This window comes from Bordetella genomosp. 2 (assembly GCF_002261345.1).
Lineage (GTDB): Bacteria > Pseudomonadota > Gammaproteobacteria > Burkholderiales > Burkholderiaceae_B > Bordetella_A.
This window is the reverse complement of sequence record NZ_NEVT01000003.1, coordinates 1,166,813-1,185,542: the sequence shown is the minus strand read 5'-3', so window position 1 is coordinate 1,185,542 and position 18,730 is coordinate 1,166,813. Positions and strand designations below refer to the sequence as shown.

At 68.6% G+C, this 18,730-nt stretch carries 14 protein-coding genes; 11 read left to right on the top strand and 3 right to left on the bottom strand.

Features of this window, described 5'->3' with window-relative positions; translation table 11 throughout:
* Positions 1-6 precede the first annotated feature (6 nt).
* The 5 genes from CAL24_RS07645 to CAL24_RS07625 all read left to right on the top strand — a co-directional run bounded on the left by CAL24_RS07645 (position 7) and on the right by CAL24_RS07625 (position 7,693).
* Positions 7-1,476 carry a M81 family metallopeptidase gene (locus tag CAL24_RS07645; protein ID WP_094806283.1) on the top strand — a complete coding sequence of 490 codons (1,470 nt, stop codon included), beginning with the start codon at positions 7-9 and terminating at the stop codon, positions 1,474-1,476.
* A 37-nt stretch (positions 1,477-1,513) separates the two neighbouring features.
* Positions 1,514-2,854 (top strand): aspartate aminotransferase family protein, encoded by a 1,341-nt coding sequence (locus CAL24_RS07640; protein ID WP_094806281.1) that lies wholly within the window; start codon positions 1,514-1,516, stop codon positions 2,852-2,854.
* Positions 2,855-3,002: 148 nt separating this feature from the next.
* Entirely contained in the window at positions 3,003-4,010 is a 1,008-nt protein-coding gene (locus CAL24_RS07635; RefSeq protein WP_094806279.1) for a TAXI family TRAP transporter solute-binding subunit, read from the top strand.
* A gap of 125 nt (positions 4,011-4,135) precedes the next feature.
* Entirely contained in the window at positions 4,136-6,748 is a 2,613-nt protein-coding gene (locus CAL24_RS07630; RefSeq protein WP_094806277.1) for a TRAP transporter permease, read from the top strand.
* Between the two features lie 99 nt (positions 6,749-6,847).
* A complete protein-coding gene (locus CAL24_RS07625) occupies positions 6,848-7,693 on the top strand; it encodes an arylamine N-acetyltransferase family protein (protein WP_212591728.1) in 846 nt (281 codons plus the stop codon).
* 53 nt (positions 7,694-7,746) lie between these two features.
* Here the strand turns inward: CAL24_RS07625 and CAL24_RS07620 are convergent, their stop codons facing one another.
* Entirely contained in the window at positions 7,747-8,847 is a 1,101-nt protein-coding gene (locus CAL24_RS07620; RefSeq protein ID WP_249278486.1) for an aldo/keto reductase, read from the bottom strand.
* A gap of 137 nt (positions 8,848-8,984) precedes the next feature.
* Between CAL24_RS07620 and CAL24_RS07615 the strand changes: the two genes are divergently transcribed.
* From CAL24_RS07615 to CAL24_RS07590, 6 genes are all read left to right on the top strand, one after another.
* Positions 8,985-9,932, top strand: coding sequence for a LysR family transcriptional regulator (locus tag CAL24_RS07615; protein ID WP_094806273.1), 948 nt, complete (start codon positions 8,985-8,987; stop codon positions 9,930-9,932).
* A 133-nt stretch (positions 9,933-10,065) separates the two neighbouring features.
* Positions 10,066-12,765 carry an aconitate hydratase AcnA gene (acnA, locus tag CAL24_RS07610; protein WP_028353570.1) on the top strand — a complete coding sequence of 900 codons (2,700 nt, stop codon included), beginning with the start codon at positions 10,066-10,068 and terminating at the stop codon, positions 12,763-12,765.
* Positions 12,766-12,863: 98 nt separating this feature from the next.
* Positions 12,864-14,066: a DUF2863 family protein gene (locus CAL24_RS07605; RefSeq protein WP_028353571.1), complete on the top strand. Its 1,203-nt coding sequence runs from the start codon at positions 12,864-12,866 to the stop codon at positions 14,064-14,066.
* Between the two features lie 13 nt (positions 14,067-14,079).
* Positions 14,080-15,198, top strand: coding sequence for an elongation factor P maturation arginine rhamnosyltransferase EarP (gene earP / locus CAL24_RS07600; RefSeq protein ID WP_094806271.1), 1,119 nt, complete (start codon positions 14,080-14,082; stop codon positions 15,196-15,198).
* 150 nt (positions 15,199-15,348) lie between these two features.
* Complete coding sequence (efp, locus tag CAL24_RS07595; protein WP_028353573.1) at positions 15,349-15,906, top strand: elongation factor P; 558 nt, start codon at positions 15,349-15,351, stop codon at positions 15,904-15,906.
* A gap of 138 nt (positions 15,907-16,044) precedes the next feature.
* A complete protein-coding gene (locus CAL24_RS07590) occupies positions 16,045-16,509 on the top strand; it encodes a DUF1178 family protein (RefSeq protein WP_028353574.1) in 465 nt (154 codons plus the stop codon).
* 14 nt (positions 16,510-16,523) lie between these two features.
* Here CAL24_RS07590 and CAL24_RS07585 read toward each other — a convergent pair whose 3' ends face one another.
* Both CAL24_RS07585 and CAL24_RS07580 read right to left on the bottom strand, forming a co-directional pair.
* Positions 16,524-17,237: a DUF2968 domain-containing protein gene (locus CAL24_RS07585; RefSeq protein ID WP_028353575.1), complete on the bottom strand. Its 714-nt coding sequence runs from the start codon at positions 17,235-17,237 to the stop codon at positions 16,524-16,526.
* A gap of 78 nt (positions 17,238-17,315) precedes the next feature.
* Entirely contained in the window at positions 17,316-18,713 is a 1,398-nt protein-coding gene (locus CAL24_RS07580; RefSeq protein ID WP_094806270.1) for a sigma 54-interacting transcriptional regulator, read from the bottom strand.
* Between the last annotated feature and the right edge of the window lie 17 nt (positions 18,714-18,730).

Here is an 18,730-nt window from a genome sequence, read left to right as displayed (position 1 = left end):
CAAGCCATGCGCATCGCCATCGCCGGTTTCCATATCGAGTCGGTCAGTTTTCTGCCGGTGGTCTCCACCTATGCCGATTTCGAACAAGGCTGCCAGCGCGGCGCCGACATCATCGCGGCGCTGCGCGGCACGAATACCGTCATCGGCGGCTTCATCGACATCTGCGAACAGGAAGGCGCCGAGATGGAGCCCATCGTCAACGCGTATCGCGGCGCGCTCGGGCCGGCCTCGGACGAGGCGGTCGAGCGCTATGCGCAGGAAATCGCCGCCGCGCTGCGGACCCGGCGCGACGAGCTCGACGGCGTGCTACTGCACCTGCACGGCGCGTCCTGGGCGCCGTCCTACCTGGACCCGGAACGCTACATCATCGACACGGTCCGCGCCGCGATCGGCCCCGGCATGCCGCTGATGGTGGCGTTCGACTATCACGGCAACCTGGATGCCGGCACGCTGCGCAACCTGGACGCCGCCTTTGCGTACCAGCAGTCGCCCCATACCGACATGGGCGAGACGGGCCGCCGAGCCGCGCGCTGCCTGGTGCGCACGCTGCGCGGCGAACTGCGCCCCGCCATGGCGATCGCCAAGCCGGGCGTGCTGGTCCCCAGCATCTTCAGCGCCACGGCGCTGCCCTGCCTGGCCGGGATCCTGGCCGAGGCACGCGAACTGGAGAGCGCCGAGCCCGGCTACCTGGACATCTCCGTGATGGCCGGCTTTTCCTATGCGGACGCCCCCAATACCGGGTTTTCGGTGTTGTGCGTGACCGACGCGGCCCCCGACCGCGCCCGCGAGTTGGCCGAGCGCCTCGGCGACCGCATCCGCGCCCGGCGCCACGACCTGTATCACGCGCTGCCGGTCATGGGGGTGCGCCAGGCGGTCGATTATGTGCTGGCCCATCCCGCCGCCAAGCCGTACGTGCTGCTGGAACACGCCGACCGCATGAATGACTCCACTTACGTGCTGGCGGAGTTGCTGGCGCGCGGGGTCGGCGGCGCCGCCGTGCCTTTCCTGATGGATCCGCAAGCGGCGCGCCGCGCGGCCGAGATCGGCGCCGGCAATACCGGCGCGATCGAGCTGGGCGGCTGGTCGTCGGAACGGGCCGGGCCACGCCTGCGGGTCGAGGCCCGGGTGCTGCAGGCCGGGCCCATGCAGTTCCGGGTGTCGGGCCGGATGAACCACGGCATGCCCGTCGACCTCGGGCCGAGCGCCCTGCTGCAGGTCGGCGGCATATCGGTCAGCGTCACGTCCAACTATGTGTTCGGCGTCGACGAGGACCCGTTCCGCATCTATGGCCTGAAATCCACCGACTTCGACATGATCGTGCTGCGCTCGAAGACGCACTTCCGCCATCACTACGAGCCGCTGGCCCAGGAGATCCTGATCGTCGACACGCCCGACTATGGCCCCGCCGACCTGACCACGCTGCCGTATCGCCACGCCGACCGCTCGGCCTACCCGTTTTGCAACACCCCTTCCTGAACGCCTCGCGCGTCAATCCTTCACGACATCGACCGACATGAGCACCACCCACGTACTACACCGATCCTTGCGCGCCACCCCTCCGGTGGCGGTTCGCGGCCAGGGCGCCTGGCTGTACGACAGTGCCGGCAACGCCTATCTCGACGGCTCGGGCGGCGCCGCCGTTTCCTGCCTGGGGCACAGCCATCCCGATGTGCAGGCCGCCATGCACGCGCAGATCGACAAGCTTGCCTACGCGCATACCGGCTTCTTCACCACCGAAGTCGCCGAGCGGCTGGCGGACCGGCTGGTAGCCGACGCGCCCGCCGGCACCAGCCATGCCTACTTTGTGTCGGGCGGTTCCGAAGCCGTCGAGGCGGCGCTGAAAATGGCGCGCCAGTATTTCGTCGAGATCGGCCAGCCGCAGCGGCGCCACATCATCGCGCGCCGCCAGAGCTACCACGGCAACACCCTGGGCGCGCTGGCGGTGGGGGGCAACGAATGGCGGCGCGCGCAGTTCAAGCCGCTGCTGATCGACGTCACGCACGTGGCTCCCTGCTATGAGTATCGCGACCGCGGCGCCGACGAGTCGCCCGAGGCCTACGGCGCGCGCCTGGCCCAGGAACTGGAAGACACCATCGTGCGCCTGGGCGGCGACAGCGTCATCGCGTTCGTGGCCGAACCGGTGGTCGGCGCCACGGCCGGCGCGCTGACGGCGGTGCCGGGCTACTTCCGCCGCATCCGCGAGGTGTGCGACCGCTACGGCGTGCTGCTGATCGCCGACGAAGTCATGTGCGGCATGGGACGCACCGGCACGCTGTACGCAGTGGAACAGGAGGACGTCGTGCCGGATCTCATCACCATCGCCAAGGGCTTGGGCGGCGGCTACCAGCCGATCGGCGCGGTCATGGCGCAGGAGAAGATCGTGGCCGCCATGAGCGCCGGCAGCGGCTTCTTCCAGCACGGCCATACCTACCTGGGGCACGCCACCGCGTGCGCCGCCTCGCTGGCGGTACAGGAAGTGATCCGCCGCGACGGCCTGCTCGCGCGCGTGCGCGAGCAGGGCGCGGGCCTGCGCCAGCGCCTGGTCGCGGCGCTGGGCGATCACCCGCACGTGGGCGACATCCGCGGACGCGGGCTGTTCATGGGCGTCGAGCTGGTGGCCGACCGCGCCAGCAAGCAACCCTTCGACCCGCGGCACACGCTGCACGCCCGGATCAAGCGCGAGGCCATGGCGCGCGGCCTGATGGTATACCCCATGGGCGGCACCATCGACGGCCAGCTCGGCGACCATGTCCTGCTGGCCCCGCCGTTCATCGTGTCGGACGACGAACTGGACCAGCTCACCGAGCGCCTGGCCGGCGCCATCGACGCGGCCATCGCGCAAGCGCGCGGCTAGGAGCGCTGACTTTGGCGGAACAGCCCCTAGCGTTATTCTCTGCGTCGGGGCACAATCCCGGCGCCACAAGCAACGCGCCCCGGCTCGGGCGCATCGATCGCCGGAACGACCGGCATACTCACGGGGAAAATCCTCAAAAGGAGTTTGTATGAGCAAGTCTGTCAAACACACCTTGGGCAAGAAGAAAACCACCCTGGGGCTGGCCGCCGCGTGCGCGGCCGTCGCCCTGGCGTTCGCCGCCCCGCTTCCCGCCGCGGCGCAGCAGAAGTTCGTCAGCATCGGCACCGGCGGGGTCACGGGTGTGTACTACGCCGCCGGCGGCGCCATCTGCCGGCTGGTCAACAAGGACCGCTCCTCCCATGGGCTGCGCTGCTCGGTCGAATCCACCGGCGGCTCGGTGTTCAACGTGAACACCATCAAGGCCGGCGAGCTGGACCTGGGCGTGGTGCAGTCCGACGTGGGCTTCAACGCCTACAACGGCCAGGGCCAGTTCAAGGACAGCGGCGAGTTCAAGAAGCTGCGCTCGGTGTTCTCCATCCACCCCGAGCCGTTCACGGTGGTGGCCCGCAAGGAAGCCAACATCAAGTCGTTCGAGGACTTCAAGGGCAAGCGCTTCAACGTCGGCAACCCGGGCTCGGGCACCCGCGCCTCCATGGAAGAACTGCTGGCCACCATGGGCTGGACCCTGAAGGACTTCTCGCTGGCTTCGGAACTGCGCCCCGACGAGCACGGCTCGGCGCTGTGCGACGGCAAGATCGACGGCTTCTTCTACGGCGTGAGCCACCCGTCGGCCAACATCCAGGACCCGACCACCACCTGCGGCGCCCAGTTGGTGTCGCTGACCGGCCCGGCGGTGGACAAGCTGGTCGACAAGTATCCGTACTACGCGCATGCCACCATTCCCGGCGGCCTGTATCCGAGCAACCCGGAAGACGTCAAGACCTACGGCGTGACCGCGACCTTCGTCACGTCGGCGGACGTGCCCGAAGAGTCGGTGTATACCGTGGTCAAGGCCGTGTTCGACAACCTGGACGACTTCAAGAAGCTGCACCCCGCCTTCGCGCACCTGAAGGCCGAGGACATGGTCAAGAACGGCCTGTCCGCGCCCCTGCACCCGGGCGCCGAGAAGTACTTCAAAGAAAAGGGCATGCTCTAAGCGCCCGCGCCGGCCGGCCGCGCGCCCTGGCGCCGCGGCCGGCCCCTGTTTCACCATGATGCCGGACCGGGCCGCGCCAGGCGCGGCCCCGCCTGCCGGCCACCCGAACACGCTGGGGAAATTCAATGAAGACCGAGCCGTCCACCACGACTGCCGATCTGGAACAACTGGTTGCCGATGTCGACCGCGGCGGGCGCCAGGCCGGCGGCATCGCTGGCGCCACGCTCGCGCTGGGCGCGCTGCTGTGGTCGCTGTTCCAGCTCTGGTATGCCTCGCCGCTGCCCTTCGCCTTGAACTGGGGCATTTTCAACGACACCGAGGCCCGCGCGCTGCACCTGGGCATCGCCATGTTCCTGGGCTACCTGGCCTACCCCGCGCGCAAGAGCTCGCCGCGCGATCGCATGCCCTGGCACGACTGGGTACTGGCCATCGTCGCCGCCTTCTGCGGCGCCTATCTGTTCCTGTTCTATAAAGAGCTGGCCGCCCGGCCGGGCCAGCCCACCAGCCTGGACGTCGCCACCGCCGTCATCGGCCTGCTGTTGCTGCTGGAAGTGACGCGCCGCTCGCTGGGCCTGCCCATGACCGTGCTGGGCGCCGTCTTCGTGCTGTACGTGCTGGCCGGCCCCTGGCTGCCTGACGTGCTGGCGCACCGCGGCGCCTCGCTCGAGCGCCTGGCCTCGCACATGTGGCTGACCACCGAAGGCGTCTACGGCGTGGCGCTCGGCGTGTCGGTGTCGTACATCTTCATCTTCGTGCTGCTGGGCTCGCTGCTGGACAAGTGCGGCGCCGGCAACTACATGATGCAGGTCTCGTTCGCCCTGCTGGGCCACCTGCGCGGCGGCCCCGCCAAGGTGGCGGTGGTCTCGTCGGCGGTCAACGGCCTGGTGTCGGCCTCGTCGGTGGCCAACGTGGTCACGGGCGGCATCTTCACCATTCCGCTGATGAAGAAGGCCGGCTATGGCGGCATCCGCGCCGGCGCCATCGAGACCGCCTCATCGGTGAACGGCCAGATCATGCCGCCGGTGATGGGCGCGGCCGCGTTCCTGATGATCGAGTACGTGGGCATCCCGTACACGGACATCATCCGCCACGCGATCCTGCCCGCGTCGATCTCTTACATCGCGCTGTTCTACATCGTGCACCTGGAAGCCCTCAAGCTAGGCATCCAGCCCATGATGTCGGCCGGCCAGCCGCGCACGCCGCTGCAGAAACTGGCCGGCTGGGGCATGGGCATCTGCGGCACGCTGATCGTGATGGGGCTCATCTACTGGATCGGCATGGGCGTCAAGGCCGTCGCCGGCGCCGCCGCGGTATGGATACTGCTGGCGCTGCTGGTCGTGCTCAACGTCTGGCTGTTGCGCATGGCGGCCCGCCATCCCGACCTGCCCGAGGAAATCAGCGTCACCAACCCGGTGCGTCCGGAACCCTGGCCCACCGTGCGGGCGGGCCTGCATTTCCTGATCCCCATCGGCATCCTGGTGTGGTGCCTGAGCATCGAGCAATTGTCGGCCGGCCTGTCGGCCTTCTGGGCGGCGCTGGCCATGCTGGTGCAGATGATCACCCAGCGGCCGCTGACGGCCTGGTTCCGCAACCAGCCGGTGGCGCCCGCGCTGGGCCGCGGCTGGCGCGAAGCCATCGGCGGGCTGGAGGACGGCGCCCGCAACATGATCGGCATCGCCATCGCCTGCGGCACGGCCGGCCTGATCGTGGGCGCCATCACGCTGACCGGCCTGGGCTTGCGCATGACGGCCTTCGTCGAGCTGATCTCGATGGGCAGCGTGCTGCTGATGCTGGTCTTCACCGCCATCGTGTGCCTGATCCTCGGGCTGGGCATGCCCACCACGGCCAACTACATCCTGATGGCCACGCTGATGGCGCCGGTGGTGGTGGAGCTGGGCGCCCAGAACGGGCTGGTGATTCCCCTGATCGCGGTGCACATGTTCGTGTTCTATTACGGCATCATGGCGGACATCACGCCGCCGGTGGGCCTGGCGACCTTCGCCGCGGCGGCCATCTCGGGCGAAGACCCGATCAAGACCGGCATCCAGGGCACCACCTACGCCTTGCGCACCGCCGTGCTGCCGTTCATGTTCGTGTTCAACCCGCTGCTGCTGCTGATCGACGTGCACGGCTGGTGGGAACTGCTGCTGGTGGTGGGCGGCGCGACCCTCGCGTCGCTGACCTTCGCCGCGGCTACGCTGGGCTGGATGCGGGTGCGCTGCTCCATGCTCGAAATCGGCGTGCTGCTGCTGGTGACCTTCATGCTGTTCCGCCCGGACTGGTTCATGAACCACCTGGCCGACAAGTACGAAAGCCGCCCGGCGTCCGAACTGGTCGCCACGGCCGGCTCGCTGCCTGACGGCGGCCGGCTGGTGGCGGTGCTGCACGGCATGAACATCGAAGGCGACGAACTCACCAAGACGGTGGCGGTGGCCCTGCCCGCGCTGCCCGAGGGCGACACCAGCACCGGCGTGGCGGCTGGGCGCAAGCGCCTGAGCGAAGCCGGCCTGATGGTCACCGCCCTGGGAGACCAGGTGCAGATCGGCGCCGTGCAGTTCGGCAGCCGGGCCCGCCGCGCGGGCTGGGAACAGGGCTGGGACGTGGTCGACGTGAAGGTGCCGAACCCCAACCGCCCGTCCGAGTTCTGGATCTACGTGCCGGCGCTGGCCTTGCTGGCCCTGGTGTGGGGCATGCAGGGCCGCCGCGAGAAGCGGCAGAAGGGCCTGGTGCCGGCCTGACGGCCGCGTATGGCGCGCGGACTCACAGGCGCCCCGGGGCGGCGGTCCCGGGGCGCCTGCCAGGCGGGGCGGCCAGCCGCCCCGGCGATACACTAAGGCTTGGCCAACACCGTCGCCACCCACGCCGCCATGGCTTTTCAGCCCGACCTGCCCGCCTACCTGTCCCGCATCGGCCAGCCGGATATCTCCGGCGGCCCGTCGCTCGACACGCTGCAGCGGCTGGTGTTGCACCATGCGCAGGCGATCCCGTTCGAGAACCTGAATCCGTTCGCCGGCCTGCCCGTCAGCCTGGGGTTGCGGGACATCGAGCGCAAGCTGGTGCGCGAACGCCGCGGCGGCTACTGCTATGAACACAACCTGCTGTTCGGCGCCGTCCTGCGCGCGCTCGGCTACACGGTCGACGACCTGTCGGCGCGGGTGCTGTGGAACCGGCCGGACGACGCCATCACCCCGCGTTCCCACATGCTGCTGGCGGTGCGGCTGGACGACGGGCCGCGTATCGTGGACGTGGGATTCGGCGGACAGACGCCCACCGGCGCACTGCACCTGCTTGCCGGTCTCGCCCAGGACACGCCGCACGGGCAGTTCCGCCTGCTGCGCGATGACGCATTCTGGCGCCTGCAAAGCCGTGTGCAGGGACAGTGGCGCACGCTGTACCGCTTCGACCTGCAGCCCGCCTACCAGGTCGATTACGAAGTCAGCAACTACTATCTTTCCACCCATCCGGATTCGCATTTCGTGACCGGCCTGGTCGCGGCGCGCCCGATTCCGGGCGGCCGCCTGGCGCTGCAAGGCCGCGACTACGCCGAGCATCGGCTGGACGGCCCCAGCACCAGGCGCCGGCTGGCCACCGCCGCCGACATCCGCGCGGTGCTGCGCGACGCATTCGGCCTGTCGTTGCCGGACACTCCCGCGCTGGATCGACGGCTGGACGCCCTGCCCTGAACCGCCCCGCGCGCCGCTCCCGGCCCGTGGCAGGAAGCCGGCGAACAGCGCGGCTAGGCCTCGGCCGACGCGCTGATAACGGTGGCCGGCGCATATCCCGCCGGACGCGAAGCCACCTGCACGCCGCCGTGGATGCGCCGCTGCTGCACGTCGGCGAACATGTAATAGGGAAACGGCGCGGCCGGCGCGCTGGCGGCGTCGAGCCGCCGCACGGCCTCATCGGGCAGCGCGAATTCGAGCGAGGCCAGCGACTCCTGCAATTGCACCGGCTTGGTGGCGCCCAGGATGATGCTGGACACGCCCTTCCTGCCCGCCAGCCAGTTCAGCGCGACCTGCGCCATCGGTTTGCCGAGCTCGTCCGCCACGCGTTCCAATTCAGCCACGATGGCAAAATTGCGCTCCGTAAAGCGATCGAAGCCCGGCGCCGGGTCGCCCGCCACGGTTTGCAGCCGCCCCTCGCCGAACCTGCCGTCCCCGCTCGGCCGGTACTTGCCGGACAACAGGCCCATCGCCAGCGGGCTCCACGGCACGATGCCCATGCCCTGCTCGACCGCCAGGTCGGCGAATTCCCGTTCGGCGTTGCGTTCGACCAGCGAGTATTCGAGCTGCAGCGCGGCCACCGGCTCGAAGCCCCGCCACTGCGCCAGCGTCTGCGCGCGCGACGCGTACCAGGCAGGCACGTCCGACAGGCCGACGTAGCGGATCTTGCCGGCCCGCACGGCATCGTCCATGGCGCGCATGACCTCGTCGGCCGGCGTCAGGCGGTCCCAGGTGTGCAGGTAATACAGATCGATGTAGTCGGTGCGCAGCCGCTTGAGCGATCCTTCCAGCGCGCGCTGGAAATTCTTGCGCTGGTTGCCGCCGGCATTCGGGTTGCCCGGCTGGGCGTTGTATGAATACTTGGTGGCGATCACGAGCTGGTCGCGGCCGCCGCTCTCCTGCACGAACTGGCCCAGCCAGCTTTCGCTGGTGCCGTTGGTGTACATGTCGGCCGTGTCGATGAAGTTGCCGCCCGCGGCGCGGTACTGATCGAACAGCTGGCGCGCCACTGGCTGCTCGGCGCCCCAGCCCCATTCGTTGCCGAAGGTCATGGTGCCCAGCGAGAACGGGCTGACCCGCAATCCGGAACGGCCCAGCGTGACATAGTGATTCATGGTCATGTTTCCCCGAGATCGAGTTGGCGACGACGCGGAATGCGACCGCCATGGCCGTACTCTAGGGCCCCGGACCGCTAAGAAAAATAGCATCAGGATTGATGCCTTGTGAAGCTGTACTTCATAATTGGCACGCCATGGAATTCCCTGCCCACCTGCTGCCCGCCGTGCACGCCTTCGCGCGCGTGGCGCACTACGGCAGCTTTACGCGCGCGGCGGCCGAACTGGGGGTATCGGCCTCGGCCCTGTCGCAGACGCTGCGGGGGCTGGAAGCGCGTCTCGGGGTGCGCCTGCTCAACCGCACCACCCGCCGGGTCGGGCTGACCGAGGCCGGCCAGCGCCTGCTGGAACGCGTGCGCCCGGCGCTGGGCGCCATCGGCGAGGCGCTCGAAGACCTGGACGCGGCGCGCGGCCACCCGGCCGGCACGCTGCGCATCAATAGCTCGCGGGTAGCCTGCGGCCTGCTCATTACCCCGCACCTGGCCGAATTCCAGGCGCGCTATCCCGGCATCACGCTGGAACTGGTGCTCGACGACGGCCTGTCCGACCTGGTGGCGGGCGGTTTCGACGCGGGCATCCGGCTGGGCGAGAACCTGGCGCGCGACATGGTGGCGGTACGCATCAGCCGCAACCAGCGCATGGTCACCGCGGGCTCGCCCGCCTATTTCCGCCGCCATGGCGGCCCACCGCCGGCCAGCCCGGCCGACCTGGCCGGCCACGACTGCATCGGCACCCGCTTCGAGAGCCGCGGCACGCTGTACCGCTGGGAATACCAGCGGCCCGACGGCCAGTTGCTCGAAGTGGACGTGCCGCACCGGCTGGTCACCAACGATTTCGCGCTGATGGTGCAGGCCGGGCTGGACGGGCTGGGCTTGATCCATGTCCTGGAAGATCCCATTCTTGCGCACCTGGCGAACGGGGCGCTGGTGCCGGTGCTGCAGGACTGGACCGCGACCTTTCCCGGCTTCTATCTGTATTACCCGCACCGCGCGCACATGGCGCTGAAACTGCGGGTTTTCATCGATTTCTTGCGTGCGCGGCTGCCCGACGCGGGCATGCCCCCACCCGGGCCAGGGGAACTTTGACCCGCGGCGCAAGTCTTATATAAGATATAAGACATAAGGACCCAGGCAGCGGTGTCTCACATACAATGACAAGCGCGCCAAAACGCCAGAAAATGGCAGCTTTACGCGGTCCCAAACCCACGGAGTCCCCATCATGCCGCACAACACGTTCAATACCCTCCAGAACTTCAAGATCGGCAGCAAGTCCTGTCAGTTCTATTCCCTGCCGGCCCTGGGCAAAGCCCTGGGGGTGGACGTGCAGCGTCTGCCGGTCTCGATCCGCATCGTGCTCGAGTCGGTGTTGCGCAACTGCGACGGCCAGAAGGTCACCGAAGAACACATCAAGCAACTGGCCAGCTGGCAGGCCAACGCCAAGCGCGAAGACGAGATTCCCTTCGTGGTGGCGCGCGTGGTGCTGCAGGACTTCACCGGCGTGCCGCTGCTAGCGGATATCGCCGCCATGCGTTCGGTGGCCGACAAGATGGGCAAGGACCCCAAGCGCATCGAGCCCCTGGTGCCGGTCGACCTGGTGGTCGACCACTCGGTCATGATCGACTACTTCGGCACCAAGAACGCCCTGGACCTGAACATGAAGCTGGAATTCAAGCGCAACCAGGAGCGCTACCAGTTCATGAAGTGGGGCATGCAGGCCTTCGACACCTTCGGCGTGGTGCCCCCGGGCTTCGGCATCGTGCACCAGGTCAACCTGGAATACCTGGCGCGCGGCGTGCACCAGAAGAACAACGTCTACTACCCCGATTCGCTGGTGGGCACCGACAGCCACACCACCATGATCAACGGCATCGGCGTGGTGGGCTGGGGCGTGGGCGGCATCGAGGCCGAGGCCGGCATGCTGGGCCAGCCGGTGTATTTCCTGACCCCGGACGTGGTGGGCGTCGAGCTCAAGGGCCAGCTGCGCGGCGGCGTCACCGCCACCGACCTGGTGCTGACCATCACCGAGATGCTGCGCCGTGAAAAGGTGGTGGGCAAGTTCGTCGAATTCTGCGGCGAAGGCACCGCCAGCCTGTCGGTGGCCGAGCGCGCCACCATCGGCAACATGGCGCCCGAGTACGGCGCCACCATGGGCTTCTTCCCGGTCGACGACCGCACCATCGAATACTTCAAGGGCACCGGCCGCACGCCGGAAGAAATCGCCGCGTTCGAAGCCTATTTCAAGGCCCAGAAGATGTTCGGCGTGCCCAAGGCCAAGGACATCAACTACACCAAGCTGCTGACGCTCGACCTGTCCACCGTGGCGCCGTCGCTGGCCGGCCCCAAGCGCCCCCAGGACCGCATCGAGATCGGCAACGTCAAGCGCACCTTCATCGACCTGTTCTCCAAGCCGGTGGCCGAGAACGGCTTCAACCAGCCGGCCGAGAAGCTGGGCCAGACCTTCACCACCAGCGCCGGCACCAAGATCAAGAACGGCGACATCCTGATCGCCGCCATCACCTCGTGCACCAACACGTCGAACCCCAGCGTGCTGCTGGCGGCCGGCCTGCTGGCCAAGAAGGCGGTGGAAGCCGGGCTGACGGTGCCGAAGCACATCAAGACCTCGCTCGCCCCCGGATCGCGCGTGGTCACCGAATACCTGACCAAGACCGGCCTGCTGCCCTACCTGGAAAAGCTCGGCTTCGACGTCGCCGCGTACGGCTGCACCACCTGCATCGGCAACGCGGGCGACCTGGCACCCGACCTCAACGAAGCCATCCTGGGCAACGACCTGGTCTGCGCGGCGGTCCTGTCGGGCAACCGCAACTTCGAGGCCCGCATCCACCCGAACATCAAGGCCAACTTCCTGGCCTCGCCGCCGCTGGTGGTGGCCTACGCGCTGGCCGGCACCATCACGCGCGACCTGATGACCGAGCCGGTGGGCCGCGGCAAGAACGGCGACGTGTGGCTGGGCGATATCTGGCCCACCACCGAGGAAGTGCAGGCGCTGATCAAGCATGCGCTCGATCCCGAGGCCTTCCAGGCCAACTACGGCCAGGTCAAGTCGAACCCCGGCAAGCTCTGGGAGAACATCAAGGGCGTCACGGGCGACACCTACAACTGGCCTGAATCCACCTACATCGCCGAACCGCCCTTCTTCGAAGGCTTCGGCATGACGCCGGGCGCGATGCCGGTCATCCGCGGCGCGCGGGCGCTGGGCATTTTCGGCGACTCGGTCACCACCGACCACATCTCGCCGGCCGGCTCCATCAAGGAAACCTCGCCGGCCGGCAAGTGGCTGAAGGAACACGGCGTCATGAAGGCCGACTTCAACAGCTACGGGTCGCGCCGCGGCAACCATGAAATCATGATGCGCGGCACCTTCGCCAATGTGCGCATCAAGAACCTGATGATCCCGGCGCTGCCGGACGGCAGCCGCTTCGAGGGCGGCGAAACCCTGTTCCAGCCCGGCGGCGAGCAGATGTCCATCTACGACGCGGCCATGAAGTACGTGGCGCAGGGCACGCCCACCGTGGTGTTCGGCGGCGAGGAATACGGCACCGGCTCGTCGCGCGACTGGGCGGCCAAGGGCACCCAGCTGCTGGGCGTGAAGGCGGTCGTGGCGCGCAGCTTCGAACGCATCCACCGCAGCAACCTGGTGGGCATGGGCGTGCTGCCCCTGCAGTTCAAGGGCGGCGACAGCGTCGAGTCGCTGGGCATCACCGGCCGCGAAACCTATGACATCTCCGGCCTGGAGAACGGCATCAAGCCCATGCAGGACGTAACGCTGACCATCCACCGCGAAGACGGCTCGCGCCGGGACGTGACGGTGCTGCTGCGCATCGACACGCCGATCGAAGTCGAGTACTACCAGCATGGCGGCATCCTGCCGTTTGTGCTGCGTCAACTGCTGGCCGCCTGACGCGGCCGCCGGCCCGCCCCCCGACGGGGCGGGCCCGGGCCGGCCGGCGTTAAACTAGCGGGTTCCGCCCCTACTCTTTTGGACACCCGCAACAACACATGGCCCGAGCCCGCAGCCCCTCCTCTCCCCGCCTGAACCGCGACGCGTCGCGCCTGGTGGCGCTTGCCCAGTCGCTGAACCGCTCCGGCAGCCGGGTCGAAGACCTGTACTGGGAATCCTTGCTCGGCGAGGCCATTCCGAAACTGCTGCGCGGCGGCCAGGACGGCCCGCTGGAAGCCGCGCTGGACCACCTGGCCCAGCGCGACCCAGGCGCCTACGAAGTATTGATCGAACAGGCCGAGACCTTGTCCGAATCGATGCAGATCGACAAGAACGGCCAGCGCTACGACGTGCTGCTGGTGGTCGCGCCGGTGGTGGCCTGGACGCGCTACACCATCCCGACCGGCGCCATCCCGGCGGCGGCGCAACAGGCGCTGCTGGCCCAGCTGCACGGCCACATCCTGGCCGAGGGCGCGCGGGTGGCGCTGATGCCATGGCTGGTCAGCATCGACCAGATGCCGCGCACATTCTCGGAAACCTGGCAATGGCTGCAGCGGCTGGGCAGCCAGGCGCTGGGCGCCGAAACCGTCAAGCCGACACTGAACGACGAAGCCGAGACGGCCAACATGCTGGCCGATACCCGCTATGTCGTGGCCGCCGTGGCCGTGCCGCAGGGCGCGCCGCTGTTCCGCTGGCAGGAGCAACCCGGCGAGGCCGGCCACAGCCGCGAGACCTGCCTGGCGCAATGGGTCGAGCAGGCCCAGCCGACGCTGGCCGGCCTGCTGCCCGGCTGCGGCATCGAGTGCCTGCTGCCCGACGCCTACTATGTCAGCAACCGCGAGGCCGATCGCCGCGTGCGGCCGCTGTCGCTGCGCGCCGCCGTCAACTGGCTGGAAGGCGCGGTCAACCTCGCGCCGTCCGAGCTGCGCGCCGTGGTGGCGGGCTGCGGCGACGTGCGCATCGACGAATACCGCATCGGCTTCACCGCCCGCAACAGCAACGACGTCTACTACGGCTGCGTCTGGCCGCTGTATGGCCGCGAAGAAGACCAGCCCGCCGACGAAGACATGCCCGACACCGTCGACGAGATCGCCGCGCTGCTCAAGGAGTACGGCGTGCATGACGTGCGCCGCATCCCCGGCGTGCTGCCGCCCGAATACTGCGAGGATTGCGGCGCGCCGCACTTCCCCAACCCGCTGGGCGAATTGGTGCACGCCGAACTGCCCGAGGACGCCGACACGGCCCCGGCCAAGTTCCACTGAGGCAGGCCGAGCCATGCGGGCCGACATCTTCTGCCGCGTGGTCGACAACTACGGCGACATCGGCGTCTGCTGGCGCCTGGCGCGGCGGCTGGCGCACGGGCGGGGCTGGCGGGTGCGCCTGTGGGTCGACGACCTGCGCGCCTTCGCCCGCATCCAGCCCGGCATCCGGGCCGACGCCGCGCGACAGGCGCACAGCGATATCGACATCGTCCACTGGACGGCCGCGCCGCAGCCGGACCTGGCGCCGGGCGACGTGGTCATCGAAGCGTTCGCCTGCGATCCGCCGGCCGATTTCGTGCAGGCCATGCGCGCCGCGAAGCCGGTCTGGATCAACCTCGAATACCTCAGCGCCGAACCCTGGGTGGAAAGCTGCCACGGCTTGCCGTCGCAGCGGCCCGACGGCCTGGTCAAGCACTTCTTCTTCCCCGGCTTCACGCCCGCCACCGGCGGGCTGCTGCGCGAACCCGGCCTGAGCGCCGAGCGCGACGCGCTGCAGGCATCGCGCGGCGCCCAGCGGGACTTCCTGCGCGGCCTGGGGCTGGCGCCGGCCGCGCTGGCGCATTGGCAGGCGGGCGCCCGGCTGGTCACGTTGTTCTGCTACCCGCACGCGCCGGCGCCGGCGCTGTGCGCGGCGCTGGCCCGCGACGAACGCCCCACCCTGCTGTTGGCGCCCGAAGGGGTGGCGGCCGGCCTGGAGCAGGCCGTGCCGGCCGGCAACCGCCTGTGGATGGCGCGCGTGCCGTTCGTGCCGCAACCCGAGTTCGACCGGCTGCTGTGGTGCGCCGACCTGAACTTCGTGCGCGGCGAGGATTCCTTCGTGCGGGCCGCCTGGGCGGCCCGGCCGCTGGTCTGGCAGATCTATCCGCAGGACGAGGACGTGCACCTGGACAAGCTCGCCGCCTGGCTGGCGCGCTACCCGGCGCCGCCGCAGGCCGAAGCCCTGATCCGCGCCTGGAACGCGCCGGCCGGGGCGGACGCCGCCACCGCGGCGGCCCTGCCGGCGGCGCTCCAGGCCGCGGCCTGGGTCGCCTGGCAGGATGCCGCCCGCGCCTGGGATGCGGCGCAGGCCGCCCACCCCGATTTAGGGGACACCTTGGCCGATTTTTGCGCAGAATTATCCAAGAAACGCTAGAATAGAGAGTTTTCCGAGTTCCTTTGCCCGCGCATGTTGCGGCGAGCCAGGCCTCGACTTTGACAGCCTCCCGGGGCACGCGGGCCCGCCATGCCGGCACCTGCGCGCAAGCACGGCGAGCGCGCTATATCACCCGGAGTTTTTTAATCGATGAAAACCGCTCAGGAATTGCGAGTCGGCAACGTGGTCATGGTCGGCAAGGATCCCCTCGTCGTCCAGAAGGCCGAATACAACAAGTCGGGCCGCAACGCGGCCGTCGTCAAGCTGAAATTCAAAAACCTGCTCACCGCCTCGGGCAGCGAATCGGTCTACAAGGCCGACGAAAAGTTCGACGTCGTGGTGCTGGACCGCAAGGAATGCACCTATTCGTACTTCGCCGATCCCATGTACGTCTTCATGGATGAAGAGTACAACCAGTACGAGATCGAAGCCGAGAGCATGGGCGACGCCCTGAACTACCTCGAAGAAGCCATGCCGGTCGAAGTGGTGTTCTACGAAGGCCGCGCCATCTCGGTCGAACTGCCCACCATCCTGGTGCGCGAGATCACCTATACCGAGCCCGCCGTGCGTGGGGACACTTCGGGCAAGGTGCTCAAGCCGGCCAAGATCAACACCGGTTTCGAGCTGAACGTGCCGCTGTTCTGCGAAATCGGCGACAAGATCGAGATCGACACGCGCACCAACGAATACCGCAGCCGCGTGAACTGAACGCCGGCGGCGGGCGCGCCGCGAGCAGCACGACCCTGACGGCGCCGCAAGGCGCCGTTATTGCTGAAGCGCCACACCTGCCCGGGCGCCGCCCGGAAAAAGCTTGTTTTCCCAGGCTTGCGCCCCCATATTTCCATCATGGCACTCAAAGTATTCGACCTGCAATGCGACCAGGACCACCTTTTCGAGGGTTGGTTCGGTTCGCACGAAGACTACGACGCGCAGCAGGCGCGCGGGCTGGTCACGTGCCCGGTCTGCGCGTCGGCCAAGGTGACCAAGCGCCTGTCGGCGCCGCACCTGAACGTGGCCCACCTGCATGCGCCGGCCGCGCCCGCCGACGGCGGCAAGCCCGCCGCGGGCGGCGACCCGGCCGCCATGGCCCGCATGCAGGCGGCCGTGCTGCGCCAGATCCGCGAAATGATCCGCAAGACCGAGAACGTCGGCCCGCGCTTCGCCGAAGAAGCCCGCCGCATCCATGCCGGCGACGCCGACGACCGCCCCATCCGGGGCACCGCCACGCCCGAAGAACGCGCCTCGCTCAGCGAAGAAGGCATCGACGTCATGGCGCTGCCCGACTTCCTCGACGACGACCGGCTGCAATAGGGCCCGGCCGGCCGCTATTTGCCGGCGCCCTTGCGGCGGGCCGCGGCCTCGCCGCGCTCGAGTTCGGCCTGCTGCGCCTGCAGCGCGTCGATCTGACGCTGCATCGATTGCAGTTCGGCGCGCATCTGCTGCTGTTGCTGGGCCAGGGCCGCGGCCTGCTGGCGCGCCTGTTCCTGGCGGGCGGCCACTTGTTGTTCCTGCTGGCGCCGCAGCGACTGGTCGGCCTGCAGGGTGGCCAGTTCGTTGCTGCGTTCGGCCAGCAGGCGCTCGGAATGCGCGTATTCGGCCTGCAGCTTGATGCGCCTGATGTCGACCTCCGCCAGTTCGGCCGACTGTTCGGCGAAGGCGCGATAGGTCGCCTCGGCCTGTTTGTCCGATTTGGTCTGCACCACGCGCCAGAAGTCTTTCTGCTGGAACAAGGCGGCGTAATACGTGAGGTCGTCGGGCTTGAACAACAGGCTCGCGCCGTAGGTGCCGTTGTAGGTGGTGCGCAGCTCCGACACCTGCCGGTTCTGGATCAGGGCCTGCAATTCGGCGATGGTGGAATTCGGCTTGGCCGCCGGCGCCGGCGGCGTCACCGGCGTATCGCCGGCCTGCCGGCTCTCCACCTGTTGCACGGGCGGACGGGCGGCTTCCGGCTGTTGTGCGCTGGCGCAGGCCGCCAGGCCCGATAGCGCCGTGCCCAGCACCGCCAGGCGCGCGGCGCGATGAAGATGATGGACTTTCATGCCTTCCCCAAGTGATTGTTTCGAAACTATACCAATTTATTTAATTTACTAACTTCCTATGCCGTGGCGCACTGGCCGCTAGAACGGCTCCGCCAGCCCCTCGGCCGGCTCGCCCTGGTTGCTGCCCAGCCGCAGCTTGCGCATCTTTTCCCACAGCACCTTGCGGCTGATGCCCAAGTGCTGCGCCGTGTCCTGGCGCCGCCAGCCGTGCGCCTCGAGCGCCGCCAGGATGCGGTTGCGTTCGGCGCGCTCGGCGTCGGACCAGGTGTCGGCCATGCCGCTGGCCGGCGGCGCGGCGGCGAGGACCGCACCAGCACCCAACCGGTCGAATACTTGCTCGATGCGCGGCCGGTCCCATCCCTGGAGCTGGCGGCGCACGATCGCCACGCGCTCGACCACGTTGGCCAGCTCGCGCACGTTGCCGGGATACACCGTGCAGGCCACCCGCTCCAGCAGCCAGCCGGGCGGCGGGTCGTCCGCGCCCAGGCCGTGCCGCTCCAGCAGCGCGCGGAAGATGGCGATCTTTTCCTCGGAGCCGCGTTCCTGCAGGCTGGGGATGTACAGCTCGATGACCGCCAGCCGGTAGTAGAGGTCGGAGCGGAATTCGTCCTGCGCGCACAGCGCGCGCAGGTCTTTGTTGGTGGCCGCCACCAGGCGGAAGTCGACCGGCACCTCGACCGTGGAGCCCAGCCGGGTCACCGCGTTCTGCTCCAGCACGCGCAGCAGCTTGACCTGCTGGTACAGCGGCAGGTCACCGATCTCGTCGAGGAACAGCGTGCCGCCGTCGGCCTGCTCGAAGTAGCCCTTGTGCGCGCCGACCGCGCCGGTGAAGGCGCCCTTGGCATGGCCAAAGAAATGCGCCTCGAACAATCCCTCGGGAATGGCGCCGCAATTGACCGCCACGAACGGCCCGTCGGCCCAGGCGGCGCACTCGTGCAGCAGGCGCGCCACGCGCTCCTTGCCCACGCCGGTCTGGCCATGGATCAGCACATTGCTGCGGCAATCGGCGAACATGCGGGCTTCGGCCAGCAAGGCGCGCATCGGCTCCGATACGGCCACGAACGGCTGCTCGTGGCGCGCCGCCCGACGGTCCGCGCCGTCCAGCGCCCCCAGCAGCTCGACCAGTTGCCGGCGCAGCTCGGCCGTGGTGAAGGCCGGCGGCAGGATGTACGAATACGCCGGCGGATAGAAGCGCGGATCGTTGCCGCGCGGCTCGGCCGCCACCCAGATCACCGGCATGCCCTGCGCGGCCAGCCAGTCGTAGCCGCTGAAGCGCTTGTCGCCCATGACCGATACCGACACCAGGGCGATCGCGGCGCGCGCCATGTCGCGCGGCGGCGGGAAGGCCGTGGCGGCGTCGGCGCGCACCACGGTGACGTCCATGCCCGCCAGGCAGCGCTCGGCGCGCGCGGCGATGTCGGACGCGCCTTCCCATACATAAAGGTCGAAATCGTCGCGGATGGGCTTGCTACGCATGGCTCGCGCCCTCCGCG

Excerpts from the sequence above, each read along its gene's own strand:
- CAL24_RS07645 (WP_094806283.1), top strand. The coding sequence starts at position 7 with ATGCGCATCGCCATCGCCGGTTTCCATATCGAGTCGGTCAGTTTTCTG.
- CAL24_RS07640 (WP_094806281.1), top strand. The coding sequence starts at position 1,514 with ATGAGCACCACCCACGTACTACACCGATCCTTGCGCGCCACCCCTCCG.
- CAL24_RS07635 (WP_094806279.1), top strand. The coding sequence starts at position 3,003 with ATGAGCAAGTCTGTCAAACACACCTTGGGCAAGAAGAAAACCACCCTG.
- CAL24_RS07630 (WP_094806277.1), top strand. The coding sequence starts at position 4,136 with ATGAAGACCGAGCCGTCCACCACGACTGCCGATCTGGAACAACTGGTT.
- CAL24_RS07620 (WP_249278486.1), bottom strand. The coding sequence starts at position 8,847 with ATGAATCACTATGTCACGCTGGGCCGTTCCGGATTGCGGGTCAGCCCG.
- CAL24_RS07615 (WP_094806273.1), top strand. The coding sequence starts at position 8,985 with ATGGAATTCCCTGCCCACCTGCTGCCCGCCGTGCACGCCTTCGCGCGC.
- acnA (WP_028353570.1), top strand. The coding sequence starts at position 10,066 with ATGCCGCACAACACGTTCAATACCCTCCAGAACTTCAAGATCGGCAGC.
- CAL24_RS07605 (WP_028353571.1), top strand. The coding sequence starts at position 12,864 with ATGGCCCGAGCCCGCAGCCCCTCCTCTCCCCGCCTGAACCGCGACGCG.
- earP (WP_094806271.1), top strand. The coding sequence starts at position 14,080 with ATGCGGGCCGACATCTTCTGCCGCGTGGTCGACAACTACGGCGACATC.
- efp (WP_028353573.1), top strand. The coding sequence starts at position 15,349 with ATGAAAACCGCTCAGGAATTGCGAGTCGGCAACGTGGTCATGGTCGGC.
- CAL24_RS07590 (WP_028353574.1), top strand. The coding sequence starts at position 16,045 with ATGGCACTCAAAGTATTCGACCTGCAATGCGACCAGGACCACCTTTTC.
- CAL24_RS07585 (WP_028353575.1), bottom strand. The coding sequence starts at position 17,237 with ATGAAAGTCCATCATCTTCATCGCGCCGCGCGCCTGGCGGTGCTGGGC.
- CAL24_RS07580 (WP_094806270.1), bottom strand. The coding sequence starts at position 18,713 with ATGCGTAGCAAGCCCATCCGCGACGATTTCGACCTTTATGTATGGGAA.